The organism is Candidatus Methylomirabilota bacterium, assembly GCA_035260325.1.
GTDB lineage: Bacteria > Methylomirabilota > Methylomirabilia > Rokubacteriales > CSP1-6 > AR19.
Genome location: DATFVL010000006.1, coordinates 1 through 16,995 on the forward strand (window position 1 = coordinate 1; position 16,995 = coordinate 16,995).

The 16,995-nt window shown below is 72.2% G+C and carries 15 protein-coding genes; all 15 read right to left on the reverse strand.

What is annotated here, in order from left to right; translation table 11 throughout:
* Positions 1 to 1,400 (reverse strand): UPF0182 family protein (locus tag VKG64_00215; GenBank protein HKB23445.1); only part of this gene is annotated, 1,400 nt, incomplete at its 3' end.
* Between the two features lie 19 nt (positions 1,401 to 1,419).
* Positions 1,420 to 2,676 carry an adenosylhomocysteinase gene (gene ahcY / locus VKG64_00220; GenBank protein ID HKB23446.1) on the reverse strand — a complete coding sequence of 419 codons (1,257 nt, stop codon included), beginning with the start codon at positions 2,674 to 2,676 and terminating at the stop codon, positions 1,420 to 1,422.
* 25 nt (positions 2,677 to 2,701) lie between these two features.
* Positions 2,702 to 3,853 carry a methionine adenosyltransferase gene (gene metK / locus VKG64_00225; GenBank protein HKB23447.1) on the reverse strand — a complete coding sequence of 384 codons (1,152 nt, stop codon included), beginning with the start codon at positions 3,851 to 3,853 and terminating at the stop codon, positions 2,702 to 2,704.
* A 100-nt stretch (positions 3,854 to 3,953) separates the two neighbouring features.
* On the reverse strand, positions 3,954 to 4,994 hold the full coding sequence (locus VKG64_00230; protein HKB23448.1) for a bifunctional phosphoglucose/phosphomannose isomerase: 1,041 nt from the start codon (positions 4,992 to 4,994) through the stop codon (positions 3,954 to 3,956).
* Positions 4,991 to 7,090: an alpha-amylase/4-alpha-glucanotransferase domain-containing protein gene (locus VKG64_00235; GenBank protein HKB23449.1), complete on the reverse strand. Its 2,100-nt coding sequence runs from the start codon at positions 7,088 to 7,090 to the stop codon at positions 4,991 to 4,993. The genes VKG64_00230 and VKG64_00235 overlap by 4 nt, the downstream gene beginning before the upstream one ends.
* A 6-nt stretch (positions 7,091 to 7,096) precedes the next feature.
* A complete protein-coding gene (gene rapZ, locus VKG64_00240; protein ID HKB23450.1) occupies positions 7,097 to 7,966 on the reverse strand; it encodes an RNase adapter RapZ in 870 nt (289 codons plus the stop codon).
* On the reverse strand, positions 7,966 to 9,456 hold the full coding sequence (gene rpoN, locus VKG64_00245) for an RNA polymerase factor sigma-54 (protein HKB23451.1): 1,491 nt from the start codon (positions 9,454 to 9,456) through the stop codon (positions 7,966 to 7,968). The genes rapZ and rpoN overlap by 1 nt, the downstream gene beginning before the upstream one ends.
* 20 nt (positions 9,457 to 9,476) lie before the next feature.
* Positions 9,477 to 10,199 (reverse strand): LPS export ABC transporter ATP-binding protein, encoded by a 723-nt coding sequence (gene lptB, locus VKG64_00250; GenBank protein ID HKB23452.1) that lies wholly within the window; start codon positions 10,197 to 10,199, stop codon positions 9,477 to 9,479.
* A 17-nt stretch (positions 10,200 to 10,216) separates the two neighbouring features.
* Positions 10,217 to 10,795, reverse strand: coding sequence for a lipopolysaccharide transport periplasmic protein LptA (gene lptA, locus VKG64_00255; protein ID HKB23453.1), 579 nt, complete (start codon positions 10,793 to 10,795; stop codon positions 10,217 to 10,219).
* Positions 10,792 to 11,313, reverse strand: a complete 522-nt coding sequence (gene lptC, locus VKG64_00260) for an LPS export ABC transporter periplasmic protein LptC (GenBank protein ID HKB23454.1) — start codon at positions 11,311 to 11,313, stop codon at positions 10,792 to 10,794. Before lptC ends, lptA begins: the two co-directional genes overlap by 4 nt.
* 159 nt (positions 11,314 to 11,472) lie before the next feature.
* Positions 11,473 to 12,444 (reverse strand): KpsF/GutQ family sugar-phosphate isomerase, encoded by a 972-nt coding sequence (locus VKG64_00265; GenBank protein HKB23455.1) that lies wholly within the window; start codon positions 12,442 to 12,444, stop codon positions 11,473 to 11,475.
* Positions 12,445 to 12,612: 168 nt separating this feature from the next.
* Complete coding sequence (gene kdsA / locus VKG64_00270; protein ID HKB23456.1) at positions 12,613 to 13,452, reverse strand: 3-deoxy-8-phosphooctulonate synthase; 840 nt, start codon at positions 13,450 to 13,452, stop codon at positions 12,613 to 12,615.
* Complete coding sequence (locus VKG64_00275) at positions 13,449 to 15,050, reverse strand: CTP synthase (GenBank protein ID HKB23457.1); 1,602 nt, start codon at positions 15,048 to 15,050, stop codon at positions 13,449 to 13,451. The genes kdsA and VKG64_00275 overlap by 4 nt, the downstream gene beginning before the upstream one ends.
* A 1-nt stretch (position 15,051) precedes the next feature.
* Entirely contained in the window at positions 15,052 to 16,695 is a 1,644-nt protein-coding gene (locus VKG64_00280; GenBank protein HKB23458.1) for a hypothetical protein, read from the reverse strand.
* Between the two features lie 2 nt (positions 16,696 to 16,697).
* On the reverse strand, positions 16,698 to 16,995 hold a 298-nt coding region (locus tag VKG64_00285), incomplete at its 5' end, for a tyrosine-type recombinase/integrase (protein ID HKB23459.1).

Genomic DNA, 16,995 nt, shown 5'->3' on the forward strand with positions numbered 1-16,995 from the left:
TTCGACACCTCGCCGAAGTAGATCTCGGGCCGCGTGACCGCGGGGAACCCGCCGGTGGACTGTGGCGGGATGTCCTTCACGAAGAATTCCGGCAACCCCTCGGGGGTGATCCGATTCACGGGCCCCACGACGACGCCGTAGCCGTGGGTGAACGTCAGGTGCTCGTTGATCCAGATCCTCGACTGGAGATGGGGATAGGACAGCTCCCGGGCCGAGAGCATGAGCTGCCGGTACTCGCCGTTGAGCGTGTAGCGGCCGACGTCCACGTCCAGGAACTTGTAGTAGGTCCGGATCTCCTGGAGCTGCCCGAACGTCCGGAGGAGCGGCCGGTGGTCCCAGAGCCGGATGTTCTCGACGGTCGTCGCATTGCGCTCGAGCGCTCGCGCGTCGAGCGCCTCGTCGGCCGGGAAGCTCCGCTCCTCGATCCGGTCGAGGCCGTAGGCCTGGCGGGTCATCCGGATGTTGTGGCCGATGAAGGGCCGCTCGGCGACGAGCTCGTTCGGCGTCACGCTGAACCGCTGCAGAAGCGCGGGGTACACGCCGAGCCCGACGACCCAGACGAGGGTGAGGACGATCAGCCCGCCCGCGACGAGCCGGAGCCCGGCGCGCGCGGTCTGCGCGAGGCAGAGGGCGGCGGCGACGGCCGCGAGCACGGCGAGGACACCGAGAGCCGGCAGCGACGCGTAGATGTCCGTGTACGCGGCGCCGAAGACGATCCCGCGCGGAGAAAAGACGAGCTCGAAGCGGTCGAGCCAGAAGCCGACCGCTTTGAGCCCGAGCGCCACCGCGCCGAGGACGAGGAGATGCGTGCGGGCGCCGGCGGCGAGGCGCGGCCCCCGAGTCGTCAGCACGAGGCTTCGCTGGAGCACGTAGACCACGACCGTCAGGACGATCGTGCCCGTGACGAGCGTGATCGCCCACCCGTGCAGCAGGCGCCAGAACGGCAGCACGAAGACGAAGAACTCGAGGTCGCGGCCGAAGAGCGGGTCGGCGACGCCGAAGGGCACGGCGTTCGCGTAGCCGAGCACGGTCTCCCAGTGGGTCGTGGCGCGGAGCCCGGCGGCGAGCGAGATGACCGCGACGACGATCGGCAGGAACCGGCGGAGCAGCGGCTCGATCACCACCCGCCCCGGCAGCCCGAGCTGGTCCTCGAGCTCCCAGATCACGTCGGGCGCGGCCGTGCGCACGGCGAGCGTGAGGTTGACGTAGAGAAAGACGAGCACGCCGAGGGCCAGGACGGCGAAGAGGGCGCCGCGGAGCGCCAGGATCTTGGTGAAGACCTCCGCGTAGCCGACCTCCTGGAACCAGAGCCAGTCGGCGTAGAGCGGGACGACCTGCGCGACCAGGCCGAGCGCCAGGAACACGAGGAGCAGCAGGATCACGGGCTGGCCGCGGGTCATGACGCGGGGGCGGGCGGGTCTACGTGCCGTGGGTCCAGGAGGTGAGATAGTCGCGCTGCGCGCCCGTGAGCTCGTCGATCTCGACGCCGAGCGCCGCGAGCTTGAGCCGCGCGATCTCGAGGTCGATCTCGCGCGGGACGCCGTGGACGCGTTTCTCGAGCGTCCGGCCGCGCTTGACCATGTACTCCGCCGAGAGGGCCTGGTTGGCGAAGCTCATGTCCATCACGGCGGCCGGGTGGCCCTCGGCGGCGGCGAGGTTGATGAGGCGCCCCTCGCCGAGCACGTAGATCCGGCGGCCGTTCTGGAGCGTGTACTCGTCCACGAACGGGCGGACGGTCCGCGTCCCGCGGGCCATCGCGGCCAGCGTCGCCAGGTCGATCTCGACGTTGAAGTGCCCCGCGTTGGCGAGGATCGCGCCGTCCTTCAGCCGGCCGAAATGGTCGCTCGACATGACCGTCGTGTTGCCCGTGACGGTCACGAACACGTCGCCCACCTCCGCCGCCCGGGTCATCGGCATCACCGGGAAGCCGTCCATGACGGCCTCGAGCGCCCGCAGCGGCTCGACCTCGGTGACGACGACGTGGGCGCCCATCCCCTTGGCGCGCGCGGCGACGCCGCGGCCGCACATCCCGTAGCCCGCGACCACGAGCGTGCGCCCGGCGAGCAGGAGGTTGGTCGCGCGCAGGATGCCGTCGATCGTGGACTGGCCCGTGCCGTAGCGGTTGTCGAAGAGGTGCTTCGTGTCCGCGTCGTTGACGGCGATGACGGGGAACGCGAGGACGCGGTCCCTCTCCATCGCGCGCAGGCGGAGCACCCCCGTCGTCGTCTCCTCGGTGCCGCCGAGGACGTCCCCGAGGAGGTCCTTCCGCGCGCCGTGGAGCTGCGAGATGAGGTCGGCGCCGTCGTCCATCGTGAGCTGGGGGCGCGTGGCGAGCACGGCCTCGATGTGCCGGTAGTAGCGCTGGTTGTCCTCGCCCTTGTGGGCGTAGACGGGGATCTCGTACGCGTCCACGAGGGCCGCCGCCGTCTCGTCCTGCGTCGAGAGCGGGTTCGAGGCGCAGAGCGCCAGCTGGGCGCCGCCGGCCTTCAGCGTGAGCATCAGCACCGCCGTCTCGGTCGTCACGTGCAGGCACGCGCCGAGGCGCATCCCCTTGAGCGGCTGCTCGCGCGTGAAGCGCTCGCGGATCTGCCGGAGCACGGGCATGGACTGCTCGGCCCACTCGATCCGGAGGCGTCCGGCCGCCGCGAGCGAGAGATCCTTCACATCGTGGGCGATCATCGGGCGGGACCGGTCGCGGCCGTTACACGCGCGCGTCGTCGCGGAGGTCCTTCACCCGGTCCGTCCGTTCCCAGGTGAAGTCCGGCTCCGAGCGTCCGAAGTGGCCGTAGGCCGCCGTCTTCTGGTAGATCGGCCGGCGCAGGTCGAGGTACTTGATGATGCCGGCCGGCGTGAAGTCGAAGTGCCGGCGCACGAGGCCCTCGAGCTGCTGGTTCGAAACCTTCCCCGTGCCGAAGGTCTCGACCATGATCGAGACCGGCTCCGCCACGCCGATCGCGTACGCGACCTGGACCTGCGCCCGCTCGGCGAGCCCCGCCGCGACGACGTTCTTCGCCACGTGGCGCGCCATGTAGCAGGCCGAACGGTCCACCTTCGTCGGGTCCTTCCCGGAGAAGGCGCCGCCGCCGTGCGGGCAGGAGCCGCCGTACGTGTCCACGATGATCTTCCGCCCCGTGAGCCCGGTGTCGCCCATGGGCCCGCCGGTCACAAACCGCCCCGTCGGGTTCACGTGGAAGACGCACCGCCGCCGGTCCAGGAGCTCCGCGGGGATCGTCGGGACGATGACCTGCTCGATGATGTCCTGGCGGAGCTGCTCGGTCGGCACATCGGGGCCGTGCTGCGAGGAGATGACGACCGTCTCGACCGCGCGCGGCTTGCCGTCCACGTAGCGCACCGTCACCTGCGACTTGCCGTCGGGCCGGAGGTAGTCGAGCGCGCCCGACTTCCGGCGCTCGGCGAGCCGCATGACGAGCTTGTGGGCGAGCATGATCGGCATGGGCATCAGCTCGGGCGTCTCGGTGCAGGCGTAGCCGAACATGAGGCCCTGGTCGCCCGCGCCGAGCTTGTCCACGCCCATCGCGATGTCGCTCGACTGCTCGTCGATCGCCGTGATGACGCCGCAGGTCTCGGAGTCGAACCCGAACTTCGCGCGCGTGTAACCGACCTGCCGGATCGTGTCCCGCGCGATGCGCGGGATGTCGACGTAGCAGGACGTCGTGATCTCGCCGGCGACGACGACGAGCCCCGTCGTCAGGAGGGACTCGCAAGCCACGCGCCCCGTCGGGTCCTGGCTGATGATCGCGTCCAGGACCGCGTCGGAGATCTGGTCGGCGATCTTGTCGGGGTGACCCTCGGTCACGGACTCCGACGTGAACAGGTACTCGTCACGCGCCATCGCCATCCTCCGCAGCGTCGTCGTCTCGCTCGAGACGATCTGAGTTGTGCCACTGTAACACGTCCGCGCAGCGGCCCTCAAGGACGATGCGGCAACACCCTCAGCGGAGGCGCCGCTTGACCTCGTCGAGGAGCGGGACCGGCCAGGGATCCACGCCGCGGGCGAGCGCCAGGTAGTAGCTCACCCACATCCCGACGTAGACGAGCGACAGCAGGCGCGCCGTGCGTCCCGCGCCCCGCGCCCGGCACTCGCTCACGCCCCCCGCGGCCGGCGCCACCAGGTCGCGGAGCACCGCGAAGCGCCGCGCGATCTCGGGCGGCTCGCCGTCGTCCCGCAAGAGCGTGAGGTGGAGCGCCTGCGCCGCGGGCGCCCGCCACGCCTCGATCTCGTTGTGGTTCATCTCCGGGAGCGTGCCGGCGAGCGCCATGACCTTCGCGTTCTCCTCGAGGTCGGTCTTCCAACGGTAGGCAGCCGGGCCCGTCGTCGGTCCGCCGTAGATCGCCGGCATCCGCCCGTCGAGCGCCTGCGCCAGGCGCTTGGCCTCGTTCGCCGCGGCCGGCCGCTCCGGGCGGAGCTCGTCCGCGAGCGCCTGCAGCACCTCGACGGCCTCGCCGAGCTCCGCGTCGGTCGCGACGGGCAGCCCGAGCGCGGCGAGGATCCGCGCCGCCGGCAGGAAGAGGTACCCGAGCGCCATGCGCGGCATGAGGCCGGCCGGCAGCCGCACGAGCGGGAGCCGGCGCGCGCCGGCGAGCTCCGCGAGCCGACCGCCCGAGGTGATCGCGGCGACCGCCGCGCCGCGCGAGAGCGCGGCGTCGACCGACGAGAGCACCTCGGCGGTCTCGCCCGAATAGGACGAGGCGATCACGAGTGCCTGCTTGCCGGCCGCCGCCGGCAGGCCGTAGCCCCGGTGGACGAGGACGGGGACGTCGAGCCGCTCGGCGGCGCATGCGGCGAGGAGGTCGCCCGCCGCGGCGGAGCCGCCCATGCCCGCGACGACGACGAGCGCCGGGCGCTCGCGCGGCACGGGCGGGTCGGCGGCGAGCGCCTGCGCCGCGCGACACTGGGCGGCGAAGGCCGCGAGGACCTCGCGCACGCGATGCGGGTCGCGTTCCTCGAGGAGCCGCGCGTCGTCGAGCGTCACGGCCGACCCACGGCGAGCTCGACCCGAAGGTGGCACTCCTGGCCCGGCGCGAGGGCGACGGGCCACGTGAGGAGCAGGGCCGTGCCCTGGTAGATCCGCTCGAAGCCGGCCTCCGAGACGGAGACCGTCTGCACCGGGGCCCACGCGAGCTCCGCCGGCGGCGTCCAGGCGAGCCGCGCCGTGATGCCGATCCATTCGTCGACGAGCGACACGCCGTCGAGTTCCGCGACGCGCCCCGCGCCGCCGAGCGAGGGCCGGCCCGGCAGCGCGAGATAACGGCCCTCGGCGTCGCCGGCCGTGAGCGCGAGGTTCCACTGAACCGCCCAGCGCCCGGCGACGCCGCGGCTCCCGTCGGGCCGGAGCCGGTAGCCCGCGGCGAGCGTCGCGTCGCGCACGCTCACGAGCTTCTCGACGTCGACGGGCCCCGGCGCGCCCCGAGCGCGCGTAAGCGTCACCGTGACGCCGCCGTCGGCCTGCCGGGCCGACCAGCCGAGCCGCTCGCCCGCGAGGAGGAGCCGCGCGCCGTCCCAGGGCGCCAGGGGGTCGAGCGGCGTCTCCGACCCCTCGAACCAGCCCTCCTGGAGCGAGGCGCGGCGCAGCTCGTCGTAGGCGAGGATCGCCTCGAGCCCGGCCTCCTTGGCCGCGGGCGCGTCGTGGATCGTCCGGACCTGACTCCTCTCGCCCCCGCGGTCGGCGGCGCGGACCTGGTCGTGGTACGCCTCCGGGCGGCGCGCGAACACGTCAGCGACGTCGAGGGCCGCCGGCAGGTAGCCGATCTCTGTGACCGAGCCGCCGGCCTCGGGGTGGAGCGTCACCGCGAGCGACGGCGTCCTGACGAAGATCTCCCGGCGGCCGTCGCCGTTGCCGTCCTCGCTCGACCAGACGACGTCGGCGCCGTCGCCCGCCTCGGCGAGCCGCCGCTCGCAGTCCAGCAGCGCGCTCTTCACGGCGCGCCGCAGGTGCGGCAGATAGCAGCCGCCGAAGACGCCGTGCCAGTAGGCGTCGTTCGCCTGGCCGCGCCAGAGCGCTTCCCGCGCCGCGAGGAGCCGCGCGTCGTCGGGCGCCCCGGCGAGCGCCCCGTGGACCGCGCGCGAGAGCCGCAGCATCTTCCAGTAGGTGTCGGCGACCTCGGGGTACTTCACGAGAAAGCTCCGCCAGAAGCCGCCGCGCAGCAGCGCCGCGTAGCGTGGGCCCTCCGCCAGACCGGCGATCTCGTGCTTGGCGCGCTCGAGGAGCCGGCCCGCGTCGGGCGGCAGCGCCCATTCCCCCATCTCGCGGTAGGACGCCGTCGGCAGGTACACGCGCCCGCTCGCGGGCACACGGTCCACCACCTCCGCGAGCGTGACGAGGTCGAGCCAGTCCGCCGCCAGGAGCCGGTCGAAGAACCGGTCGAGCCATCCCTTCTCGTAGACGTGGGCGTGGGTGCCCGGCCAGACTCCGAACTTCTCGCCGTCGTCCACCATCGTGACGGCGGCCACCGCGCCGCGGCGCGCCGCGAGGTGCTCGAGCGCGGCCTCCACCTCGGCGAACGGGATCAGGTAGCGGAGCCGCTGGCTGATCGGGAAGACGCGCACCACCGCGCCCTGCTCCTCGGTCAGGTAGTAGCCGCCGAGCGCGTCCGCGTCGAGCCCCGCCAGCGCGAAGTGGCTGTCGTCGAGCAGGACGTACTCGACGCCCGCCTCGGCCAGGACTCGCGGCAGGTGCGGCTCCCAGACGCGCTCCGCGAGCCACATGCCGCGCGGCCGGACGCCGAAGTGGGTCCGGAGGAACGCGCTCAGCCGCTCGATCTGGCCGCGCTTGTCGGCGTCCGGCAGGCTTGCGAGGATGGGCTCGTAGAAGCCCCCGGTGAGGAGCTCGATCTGGCCCCGGCCCGCGAGCTCGCCGAGGAGATCGAAGCACCCGTGCGCGTGCTCCCGGAGCCAGAGGAGGAGGCTCCCCGTGCAGTGGACCGAGAGTCGGATCTCGGGGCGGGCCACGAGGCGCTCCAGCAGCGGGCGGTACGCGCGCTCGGTCGCCTCGACCAGGACGTGATCGAAGTTCCCGATCGGCTGGTGATTGTGGACGCCGAAGCAGAAGGCCAGCCGGTCGGGCGCCACGGGCCGCTACTCGCGCTCCAGGTCCCGATGCACCACGCTCGGCGCGTAACCCAGCGCGTCCAGGAACGGCCTGAGCTCCTCCGCGAGCGTGACCGACCGGTGACGGCCGCCGGTGCAGCCGACGGCCACCGTGAGGTAGGCCTTGCCCTCGCGCTCGTAGCGCGGCAGCAGGAACTTCAGAAACTCCTTGAGGTGCTCCAGCAGCGCCTGCGACTCGGCGTCCTTCATGATGAACTCCCGCACGTGCGGGTCGCGTCCGTCGAGCGCGCGGAGCGCGGGGACGAAGTGCGGGTTCGGCAGGAAGCGGACGTCGAACACGAGGTCGGCGTCGAAGGGCACGCCGTGCTTGAACCCGAACGACACCAGCGAGGTGGCGAGGCCCACGCGCGCCTTCGGCGCCCCGTACAGCTCGACGAGGCGCTCCTTGAGTTGATGGACCGTGAGCACGGAGGTGTCCACGATCCGGTCGGCGATCTCGCGCAGGTTCGACATCGCCTTGCGCTCCGCGCGGATGCCCTCGAGGACGTTCCCGTCCGCCGCGAGCGGGTGCCGGCGGCGCGTCTCGTGGTAGCGGCGGACGAGCGCCTCCTCGCCGGCCTCGAGGAAGAGCACCTCGACGGCGTGGCTGCGCGTTCGGAGCTCGCGGATCGCGTCGAGCAGGTGCGGGAGGTACTCGCCCTCCCGCACGTCCACGCCGAGGGCGACCCGCCGGATCGTCTGGCCCGAGCGCGCGATGAGGTCGGCGAAGGTGGGGATCAGCGTCGTCGGCAGGTTGTCCACGCAGAAGAAGCCCATGTCCTCGAACGACTTGATCGCGTAGCTCTTCCCCGCCCCGCTGAGTCCGGTGATGATGACGAACGAGAGCCGTTCGTCCATCACCGCTTGCGCGGCGCCAGCCGGCGCTGGTGCGAGGGCAGGATGCCGAGCTCCTCGCGGTACTTCGCGACGGTCCGCCGGGCGATCGTCAGGCTGCGGCCCTTGAGGATCGAGGCCACCTCCTGGTCGGACAGGGGCTTCGCCGCGTCCTCGCCCGCCAGGAGGTCCTGGATCATCTTCTTGACCGAGACGGAGGAGACCATCTCGCCGTCGCCCGACGCGATCCCGCTGTGGAAGAAGAACTTCAGTTCGAACAGCCCCTGCGGCGTCTCGACGTACTTGTTGGTCGTGACGCGACTGATCGTGGACTCGTGCATGCTGACGTCCTCGCCGACGTCGCGCAGCGAGAGCGGCCGCAGGTACGCGAGCCCCTTGTCGAAGAACTCGCGCTGGAACTTGACGATCGAGGAGGTGACCTTGCGGAGCGTGCGCTGCCGCTGGTCCACCGACTTGATGAGCCAGAGCGCCGAGCGGAGCTTCTGGTCCACGTACTGCCGGGCGCTCTCGTCCTGCGAGTGGCGCAGCGAGCGGTAGAGCGAGCTCACGCGCAGGCGCGGGATCCCGTCCTCGTTGAGCACGACGGTGTAGTCGTTGCCGAGCTTGTAGACGAAGACGTCGGGGACGATGTAGCGGGTGTCGGTGCCGCCGAAGCTCCGCCCGGGCTTCGGCTCGAGCCCCATGATCTCCTCGACCGACTCCATGACGCGGTCGAGCGGCCGCTTGAGGGCGCGCGCGATCTCCGGGTAGCGCCGGCGGCTCAGGTCGTCGAAGTGCTGCTCGATGATCTCCTCGGACAGGGGGTCCACGGGCGGGTCCGCCCGCAGCTGGATGAGCAGGCATTCCTGGATGCCCCGCGCGCCCACGCCGGTCGGGTCGAACTTCTGGACCACCTGGGTCAGGATGCGCTCGACCTCCTCCTTGGAGGTCTGGCACCGCTCCGCGACCTCGCCGAGCTCGGCCCGCAGATAGCCGTCCTCGTCGATGTTGCCGATGATCTCCTCGCCGATCCGCCGCTCGCGCGGGTCCTCGAGGGCCAGCCGGAGCTGGTCCTCGAGGTGGTCGGAGAGCGACGACGTGGAGCGGACCATGTTCTCGAACGGCGGGTCCTCGCGGTCCTCCTGGGCCACCAGCGAGCGCTCCTCGCGGGCGTCGAACATGACCTCGAACGGGTCGTAGGGCAGCTCGTCGGTCTTCCGCTCGGCCACGGGCGGGGGCTCCGTGGCGATCGGCTCGACGGTCGGCGTCGGCGGTGCGTCGGCGGTCGCCGGCCCCTCCGCCGCGTCCGTGGTTCCCGTGGTCTCCGTGGTCTCCGCGGGCTCCGTGTTCTCGGCCGGCATCTCCTCGAGCAGCGGGTTCTCGAGGAGCTCCTTCTGGACGACCTCTTGGAGCTCGAGCGTGGAGAGCTGCAGGAGCTGGATCGCCTGCTGGAGCAGCGGGGTCATGACGACCCGCTGGCTCTGCTTCAGGGAGAGGCGCGCCTCCATGGCCATCGTGGGGTCTCCGGCCGGCCCTAGAGGGCGAACCGGTCGCCGAGGTAGATCTCGCGCGCGACCGGGTTGCTGGCGATTTCGGTGGCGGTGCCCGAGACGAGGATCTTGCCGTCGTAGAGGATGTACGCGCGGTCGGTGATCGCGAGCGTCTCGCGCACGTTGTGGTCGGTGATGAGGATGCCGATCCCGCGCTCGCGCAGGCGGCCGACGATGTGCTGGATGTCGGCGATCGCGATCGGGTCGATGCCCGTGAACGGCTCGTCGAGCAGGAGGTACTGCGGCGTGGTGACGAGGGCCCGCGTGATCTCGAGGCGCCGCCGCTCCCCGCCCGAGAGCGTGTACGCGGGATAGGGCGCGAGCGCCGTCAGGTCGAGCTCGTCGAGGAGCTGGCGCGCCCGCTGCCGGCGCTCGGGGCCCGAGACGTCGAGCGTCTCGAGGATCGCGAGAAGGTTCTCCTCCACGGTGAGCTTCCGGAAGACGGACGATTCCTGCGGGAGGTACCCGACCCCCATCCGGCACCGCTGGTACATCGGCAGTCGCGTGATCTCCTCACCCTCGAGGAAGATCCGCCCGCCGTCCGTCGGCAGGAGCCCGACCATCATGTAGAAGGACGTCGTCTTGCCCGCGCCGTTCGGGCCGAGGAGGCCGACGACCTCGCCGCGCTGGATGTCGAGCGACACGCTGTCGACGACCTTCCGGCTCTTGAACCACTTCACGAGCCCCTGCGCGACCAGCCCTTCCATCCCTCAGTCCCGCCCGCTCAGTTCTTGCACGGCTCGCCCGCCTTCCGCGGCGGGCCGTCCTTCTTGGCGTCCTCGCGCGGGTAGAAGACCGCCTTCACGCGCTCCTGGCGCGCGCCCTGGACGATCGAGCGGTCCTCGGACAGATAGATCGTGATCGTGTCGCCGCTCACCACGTTGTCGTCCTGCCAGACGCGGGCGTTGCCGATGAGGACGACGCGCTGCTCGAGGTCGTCGTACTCGGCGCGCCGGGCGGTGCCCGTGCGGCAGTCGCGCGTGATGATCCGGACGGCCCCGGTCGAGATCGCGCGGAGCACGCGGTCGCCCTTCTCGTCGAGATAGACCTCCATGCGGTCCGCGTACTGGACGGAGTTGTTCTGGCGCGCGACGACGTTGCCGGTGAAGACGACGAGACTCTCCTTGCCGTAACGCTCCATGCGGTCGGCGTCCACGGTGAGGGGCTGGCTGCGGTCGTCCCGGTCCTTCCCCTTGACGGGGCCCGGCGCCACCGCCGTCTGCGCGGCGGGGCCGGCGGCCGCGGGCAGGAGCGCGAGGGCGGCGGCCACGAGGCCGGCGAGCAGCGCGCGCCGCCGTCTCACCGGCCCGGCGCCTTCGAGAACGTCGCGTGCACGCGGCCCGTCATCGTCGTCGTCTCGTCTCCCATGCGCACGTCCAGCGCGCTGCCGTCGGCCACCGCGCCTTCGCGCAACATCCGCACGGGCGCGTCCGTCCAGAGCCGCCTCTCCGCCCCCTGCCACCGGAGCACGCTCGTCTCGAGCCGCAGGCCGTCGTTGGAGGTCAGGACCACGTTGCGGCGGATCTCGACGTTGCTCGTCTGCTGGAAGAGGTCGCCCTCGTCGCCCACGATCGTCCAGATCCGGTCGCCCTCGAACACCTGCACCGAGATCCGCTTGAGGGCCGTGCGCCCCTCGTCCTCGAACACCAGCGCCTGCTCGGCCTTGAGCCGCCACCTGACGCCGCCCGACACCTCTTCGAGCTCCGCCTCCTTGATCCGGAGGTCGGCGCTCGCCGTGGCGGGCCCCATGGACTCGACCCGCGCCATCCGGCTCTTCACCACGAGCGTCACGCCCACCGCCGCCACGAACAGCGCGACCACGGCAAGGATCGCGCCAGCGAGGCGCCGAACGTTCCGGCTTCCGGATTTACGCGATTTCACGGTCGGCCCATAGTTTGCTCAGTCGAGTCGGGGTGCGCTGTGCAATTTCGATACCAGCCTATCACAGGCTACCGGGGCGCGGGAAGCGAAAAGCGGACGCTAGACGATCTTGGCGCGCAGGATGTCGTGCATGCGGATCAGTGCGACGGGACGGCGCTCGCCGTCCACGACCACGAGGCTCGTGATCTGGAACGTCTCCATCACGTCGAGCGCCTTGGCGGCGAGCTCGTTCGCCTCGATCAGCTTGGGCGCCCGCGTCGCCAGCTGGGACGCGCGCACCTCGCCGCCGGGCTCACCGGCGAGGTGGAGACGCCGCAGGTCGCCGTCGGTGAACACCCCGACGAGCCGCCCGGCCCCGTCCACCACGGTGGTCATCCCAAAGTTCTTCCGCGTCATCTCGGCGATGACGTCCTTGAGGCGCGCGTCCTCACGCACGATGGGGACGGCGTCCCCCGCGTGCATGAGGTCGGCGACGCGGAAGAGAGCGCGCCAGCCAAGCGTGCCGCGGGGATGCAGGGCCGCGTAGTCCTCGGGCCGGAGCCCCCGGAGCTCGAGGAGGACCATGGCGAGCGCGTCGCCGGCCGCCAGCGCCGCGGTGGTGCTCGAGGTCGGCGCGAGGTTCATCGGGCACGCCTCCTCGGGCACGCTCACGTCGAGCACCACCTCGCAGCCGCGCGCGAGCGTGGACGCCGGGCTGCCGGTCAGGAGGATGATGGGCACGCCGAGGCGCTTGAGCGGCGGCAGGATCGCGAGGACCTCGTCCGTCTCCCCGGAGTTCGAGAGCGCCAGGACGACGTCGCCGCGCGCCACCATGCCGAGGTCGCCGTGGACGCCCTCGGCGGGATGCAGGAAGTACGCGGGTGTGCCCGTGGACGCGAGCGTCGCGGCGATCTTCCGCCCGATGAGTCCCGACTTCCCCATGCCCGTCACGATGACGCGGCCGGCGCACCGCTGCAGGAGCTCGACGGCCCGGTCGAAGCGGTCGTCGAGCTTCGGGATGAGGCCGAGGATCGCCTCGGCCTCGAGGCGGAACACCCGCTCCGCGAGCCGGCGGAGGTCGCGCGCGGTCATTGGAGCGGGGCCCGCGAGCCCGGTAGCACTCGGGGCGTGCCCTGTTCCAGGTGCGTGGCGGCTCTGTTCCGCCTGGCGCGATTCATTCCAGCGACCGCCGCAAGCCCGGTAGCACTCGGGGCGTGCCCTGTTCCAGGTGCGTGGCGGCTCTGTTCCGCATGGCGCGATTCATCGAAGAGCGGCGGCGATCGCGGTCAGCTCGTCGAGGAGGCGCGGCAGGTCGTCGATCCGCAGCATGTTCGGCCCGTCCGAGAGCGGGCGGCCGTCGGCCAGCGTGCGGTCGGGGTCCTCGTGCATCTCCATGAAGAGCGCGTCGATCCCGAACGCGACGGCGGCCCGTGCGAGCGCGGGGACGTACTTCCGCTCGCCGCCCGAGCGGTCCCCCGCGCCGCCCGGCAGCTGGACGGAATGCGTGGCGTCGAAGACGACCGGGTAGCCGAGGTCCCGCATGAGCGCGAGCCCCCGCAGGTCCACGACGAGGTTGTTGTAGCCGAAGCTCGTGCCGCGCTCGGTGAGGAGGATCGCCTCGTTTCCCTTCGACAGGATCTTGTCGACGACGTTCCGCATGTCGCCCGGCGCCACGAACTGCCCCTTCTTGACGTTCACCGGCTTGCCCGTCGCCGCCGCGGCCAGCACCAGGTCGGTCTGGCGGCAGAGGAAGGCAGGGATCTGGATCACGTCGAGGACCTCGGCGGCCGGGTCCACCTCGCTCACCTGGTGGACGTCGGACAGCACCGGCACCCCGACCGCCTCGCGCACCTTGCGGAGGATCCGGAGCCCCTCGACCAGCCCGGGCCCGCGGTAGCCGTTGACGGAGGAGCGGTTGGCCTTGTCGTAGGAGGACTTGTAGATGAAGGGCACCCGCCGCCGGGCCGCGATCGCGGCCAGCCGCTCGGCGGTCATGAGGGCGTGCCGCTCGTCCTCGATGGCGCATGGCCCGCCGATGAGCACGAGCGGGGCCCCGCCGCCGATGGTGACCGGCCCGACGGCGACCGGGTGCCTCGTCATGTCGCGGCGTGCTCGAGGGCGGCCCTGACGAAGCCCGCGAACAGCGGGTGCGGGTCCCACGGCCGCGAGCGGAACTCGGGATGGAACTGGCCGGCGACGAAGTACGGGTGCTCGGGGATCTCGATGATCTCGACGAGCTGCTTCTCCGCCCAGATGCCCGAGATCCGGAGGCCGTGCTTCTCGAGCTTGGCGAGGTAGTCGTTGTTGACCTCGTAGCGGTGGCGGTGGCGCTCCTGGATGATCCCCTGCCCGTAGAGGCGCGAGGCGAGGCTCCCCTCGCCTAGCACGATCGGGTAGAGGCCGAGGCGCATCGTGCCGCCCTTGTCGGCGATCGTCCGCTGCTCGGGCAGGAGGTCGATCACCTTGTGCGCGGCGTCCGCGTCGAACTCGGCCGAGTTCGCGCCGGCGAGGGCGCAGACGTGGCGGGCGAACTCGATCACGGCGCACTGCATGCCGAGGCAGATCCCGAAGTACGGCACGTGCTGCTCGCGCGCATAGCGCACCGCCTGGATCTTCCCCTCGATCCCGCGGTCGCCGAAGCCGCCGGGCACCAGGATGCCGTGGACCCCGGCGAAGTGGCGCGCGGCGCCCTCGCGCTCGACCTGCTCGGCGTCCACCCAGCGCACGTCCACGCGCGCCTCGTTCGCGATCCCGCCGTGGGCGAGCGCCTCGACGAGGCTCTTGTACGAGTCCTTGATCTCGATGTACTTGCCGACCACCGCGATGCGCGTCTCGGCGCGCGGCGACTTCACGCGCTTGACGACGGCCTCCCAGCGCGTGAGGTCGGTCGGCCGCGGCTCGAGGCCGAGGAGCTTCGAGACCATGTCGTCGAGCCCCTCCTTGTGGAACACGAGCGGGACCTCGTAGACCGTCTCGACGTCCTTCGCGGTGATGACCGCCTCCTCCTCGACGTCGCAGAACAGCGCGATCTTCGCCTTGATCCCGGGCGGCAGGTAGCGGTCCGTCCGGCAGAGGAGGATGTCGGGCTGGATGCCGATCGCGCGGAGCTCCTTCACCGAGTGCTGCGTGGCCTTCGTCTTGAGCTCCGAGGCCGCCTGTATGAAGGGCACGAGCGTGAGGTGCACGTAGATCACGTTCTCCCGCCCGACGTCCTTCTTGAACTGGCGGACGGCCTCGAGGAACGGCAGGCCCTCGATGTCGCCGACCGTCCCGCCGATCTCGACGATCACGACGTCCGCGCCCCGCGACACTCTGAGAATCGCCGCCTTGATCTCGTCCGTGATGTGCGGGATGACCTGGACGGTCCGCCCGAGGTAGTCGCCCCGCCGCTCCTTCTGGATGACGGAGAAGTAGACCTTCCCCGTCGTCACGTTGTGGTCGCGCGTCACCCGGCCCGACGTGAAGCGCTCGTAGTGGCCGAGGTCGAGGTCGGCCTCGCCGCCGTCGTCGGTGACGAAGACCTCCCCGTGCTGGTAGGGACTCATCGTCCCCGCGTCCACGTTGATGTACGGGTCCATCTTCTGGAGCGTGACCCTGAAGCCCCGCGCCTCCAGGAGCGCGCCGATCGACGCGGCCGCGAGCCCCTTGCCCAGGGACGACACGACACCGCCGGTCACGAAGATGTATTTCGTGGCCACCTCAGCCTCCCTTCGTCGTCCATTGTCGGACGAATTCGACCTCGATGGCGCGATTTCGCAGGCGCCCGTCCAGGCGGCCGTCGCGCAGCTCGGCGAGCACCTGCGCCACCCCGGGCCCCCGCGGGACGCCGAGCGCCACGACGTCGTCCCCCGTGAGCGCGACGAGGCCCCGGTCGAGGCCGAGATACCAGTCGAGCGCCGCCCCCACGCGGGGGTCGCCGGCGAGCCGGAGCCACGCGAGCTCGATGGGCGCGCGGTCCCGGAGCTCGCGCGCCACGGCGCTCGGCGCCGTCGCGGCCGCGAGGCGCCCGGCGAGCGCCGCGGCGTCGTCGAGGCAGCGTGTGAGCCGGGCGAGCGGGTCGCCCGCGAACGCGAGCCGGGCGAGCGCCGCCGTCGCCACCGCGCGCGGCTGGTCGGCCAGAAGGACGAGCGCGGCGAGCTCCACCGGCGCCGCGTCGAGGCCCCGCGCGCGCGCCCAGCCGAGCGTCGCCGCGAGGGCGCCGCAGCGACGCCGGGTGGCCTCGGTGAAGCGATAACGCGGGTCGAGCAGTTTCCCGACGCCCGTCGCGCCGAGCTTCACGAGCACGGCGTCCGGGCGCGCCTCGCCCAGGACGAGCCCGAGCTCGGCGGCGAGGCGCTGGCCCGAGAGCACGGGATACGGCACGAGCCTGAGCGCGAGGGCCTGGGCGGCGCGCGTCGCGCGGTCCGGGGCCAGGCCGAGGCGCGCGGCGTAGCGCGCCGCCCGGAACATGCGCGTCGGGTCCTCGACGTACGAGAGCGGATGGAGCACGCTGAGCCGCCCCCGCGCGAGGTGCTCCCGCCCGCCGAAGGGATCGAGCAGGCCGAAGGCGCCCGACTCGAGCTCGATCGCCATGGCGTTCACGGTGAAGTCACGCCGGCGCAGGTCCTCGTCGATGGAGGCGGGCATCACGCGGGGCAGCGCGCCCCGCGTCTCGTACCGCTCGGCGCGCGCCGTCGCCACGTCGATACGGCCCGCGGCGGGCGTCTCCAGGGAGGCCGTCAGGAAGCGCTGGTGCTCCCGCAGCGTGCCGCCGAGCTCGCGCGCGAGCCGCCGGGCGACCGCGGGTCCGTCGCCCTCGACCACGACGTCGAGGTCGCGGCGGGCGACCGGCCCGCCGCGCCAGACGTCGCGGACCATGCCCCCGACGAGGAACGCCCGCGCGCCGTGCGCGCCCGCCGTCCGCCCGATCAGCTCGAGCAGGGTCCGCGTCTCGGCGGGGACGCTCCGGGCGACGCGCGCCGCTGCCGACGCGTGGGCCTCGCGCGCCGGACCCCGGCCGGACACGGCGCCGACGGGCCCCGTCCGCGCGCGCACGATCACGCACGGCGCGCCGGCGAGCAGCAGCCGCCGCGCCGCGACCTCCCCCGCCCGAGCGTCCACCGAGGGCAGCGCCCGCGCGACGGACGCCGCCGGGAGGTCGCCCGCGTCGAGCAGGCTCGCGCGCGCGAGGTCCTCGCGGAGGACGTAGCGCTCGCCCACGGCGAGGACGCCCGCGTCGCGCTTGCGCGCCAGCCCGAGCGCCTCGCGGACGGTGATCGCCGGCGGCGCCGCCACGACCGTCACGTCCACGACGTCGCCCGCGGCGACGCTCGCCTGCGGATACGCGTGGGCGCGCTTGGCCACGCTCAGGCCCTCGGGTGGAACCGCCGGTACATCCGCACGAGCGCGGAGGACGGCAGGTGGGTGTAGATCTGCGTGGTGGCGATGTCGGCGTGGCCGAGCATCGCCTGGACGGAGCGGAGGTCGGCGCCGCCTTCGAGCAGGTGGCTCGCGAACGAGTGGCGCAGCATGTGCGGCGAGACGCGGCCCCGGACGCCGGCGCGGGCCGCGGCGTGGCGCACGATCGCCCAGAGGGACTGGCGCGAGAGCGGCCCGCCGCGCGGGTTGACGAAGAGGCGGCCCGAGTCGCGCCGGCGCGTCGAG

What these genes read in the sequence shown, in the direction of transcription:
- metK (HKB23447.1), bottom strand. Translation starts at nt 3,853, where the DNA reads ATGGCGCGTGACGAGTACCTGTTCACGTCGGAGTCCGTGACCGAGGGT.
- rapZ (HKB23450.1), bottom strand. Translation starts at nt 7,966, where the DNA reads ATGGACGAACGGCTCTCGTTCGTCATCATCACCGGACTCAGCGGGGCG.
- rpoN (HKB23451.1), bottom strand. Translation starts at nt 9,456, where the DNA reads ATGGCCATGGAGGCGCGCCTCTCCCTGAAGCAGAGCCAGCGGGTCGTC.
- lptB (HKB23452.1), bottom strand. Translation starts at nt 10,199, where the DNA reads ATGGAAGGGCTGGTCGCGCAGGGGCTCGTGAAGTGGTTCAAGAGCCGG.
- VKG64_00265 (HKB23455.1), bottom strand. Translation starts at nt 12,444, where the DNA reads ATGACCGCGCGCGACCTCCGCCGGCTCGCGGAGCGGGTGTTCCGCCTC.
- kdsA (HKB23456.1), bottom strand. Translation starts at nt 13,452, where the DNA reads ATGACGAGGCACCCGGTCGCCGTCGGGCCGGTCACCATCGGCGGCGGG.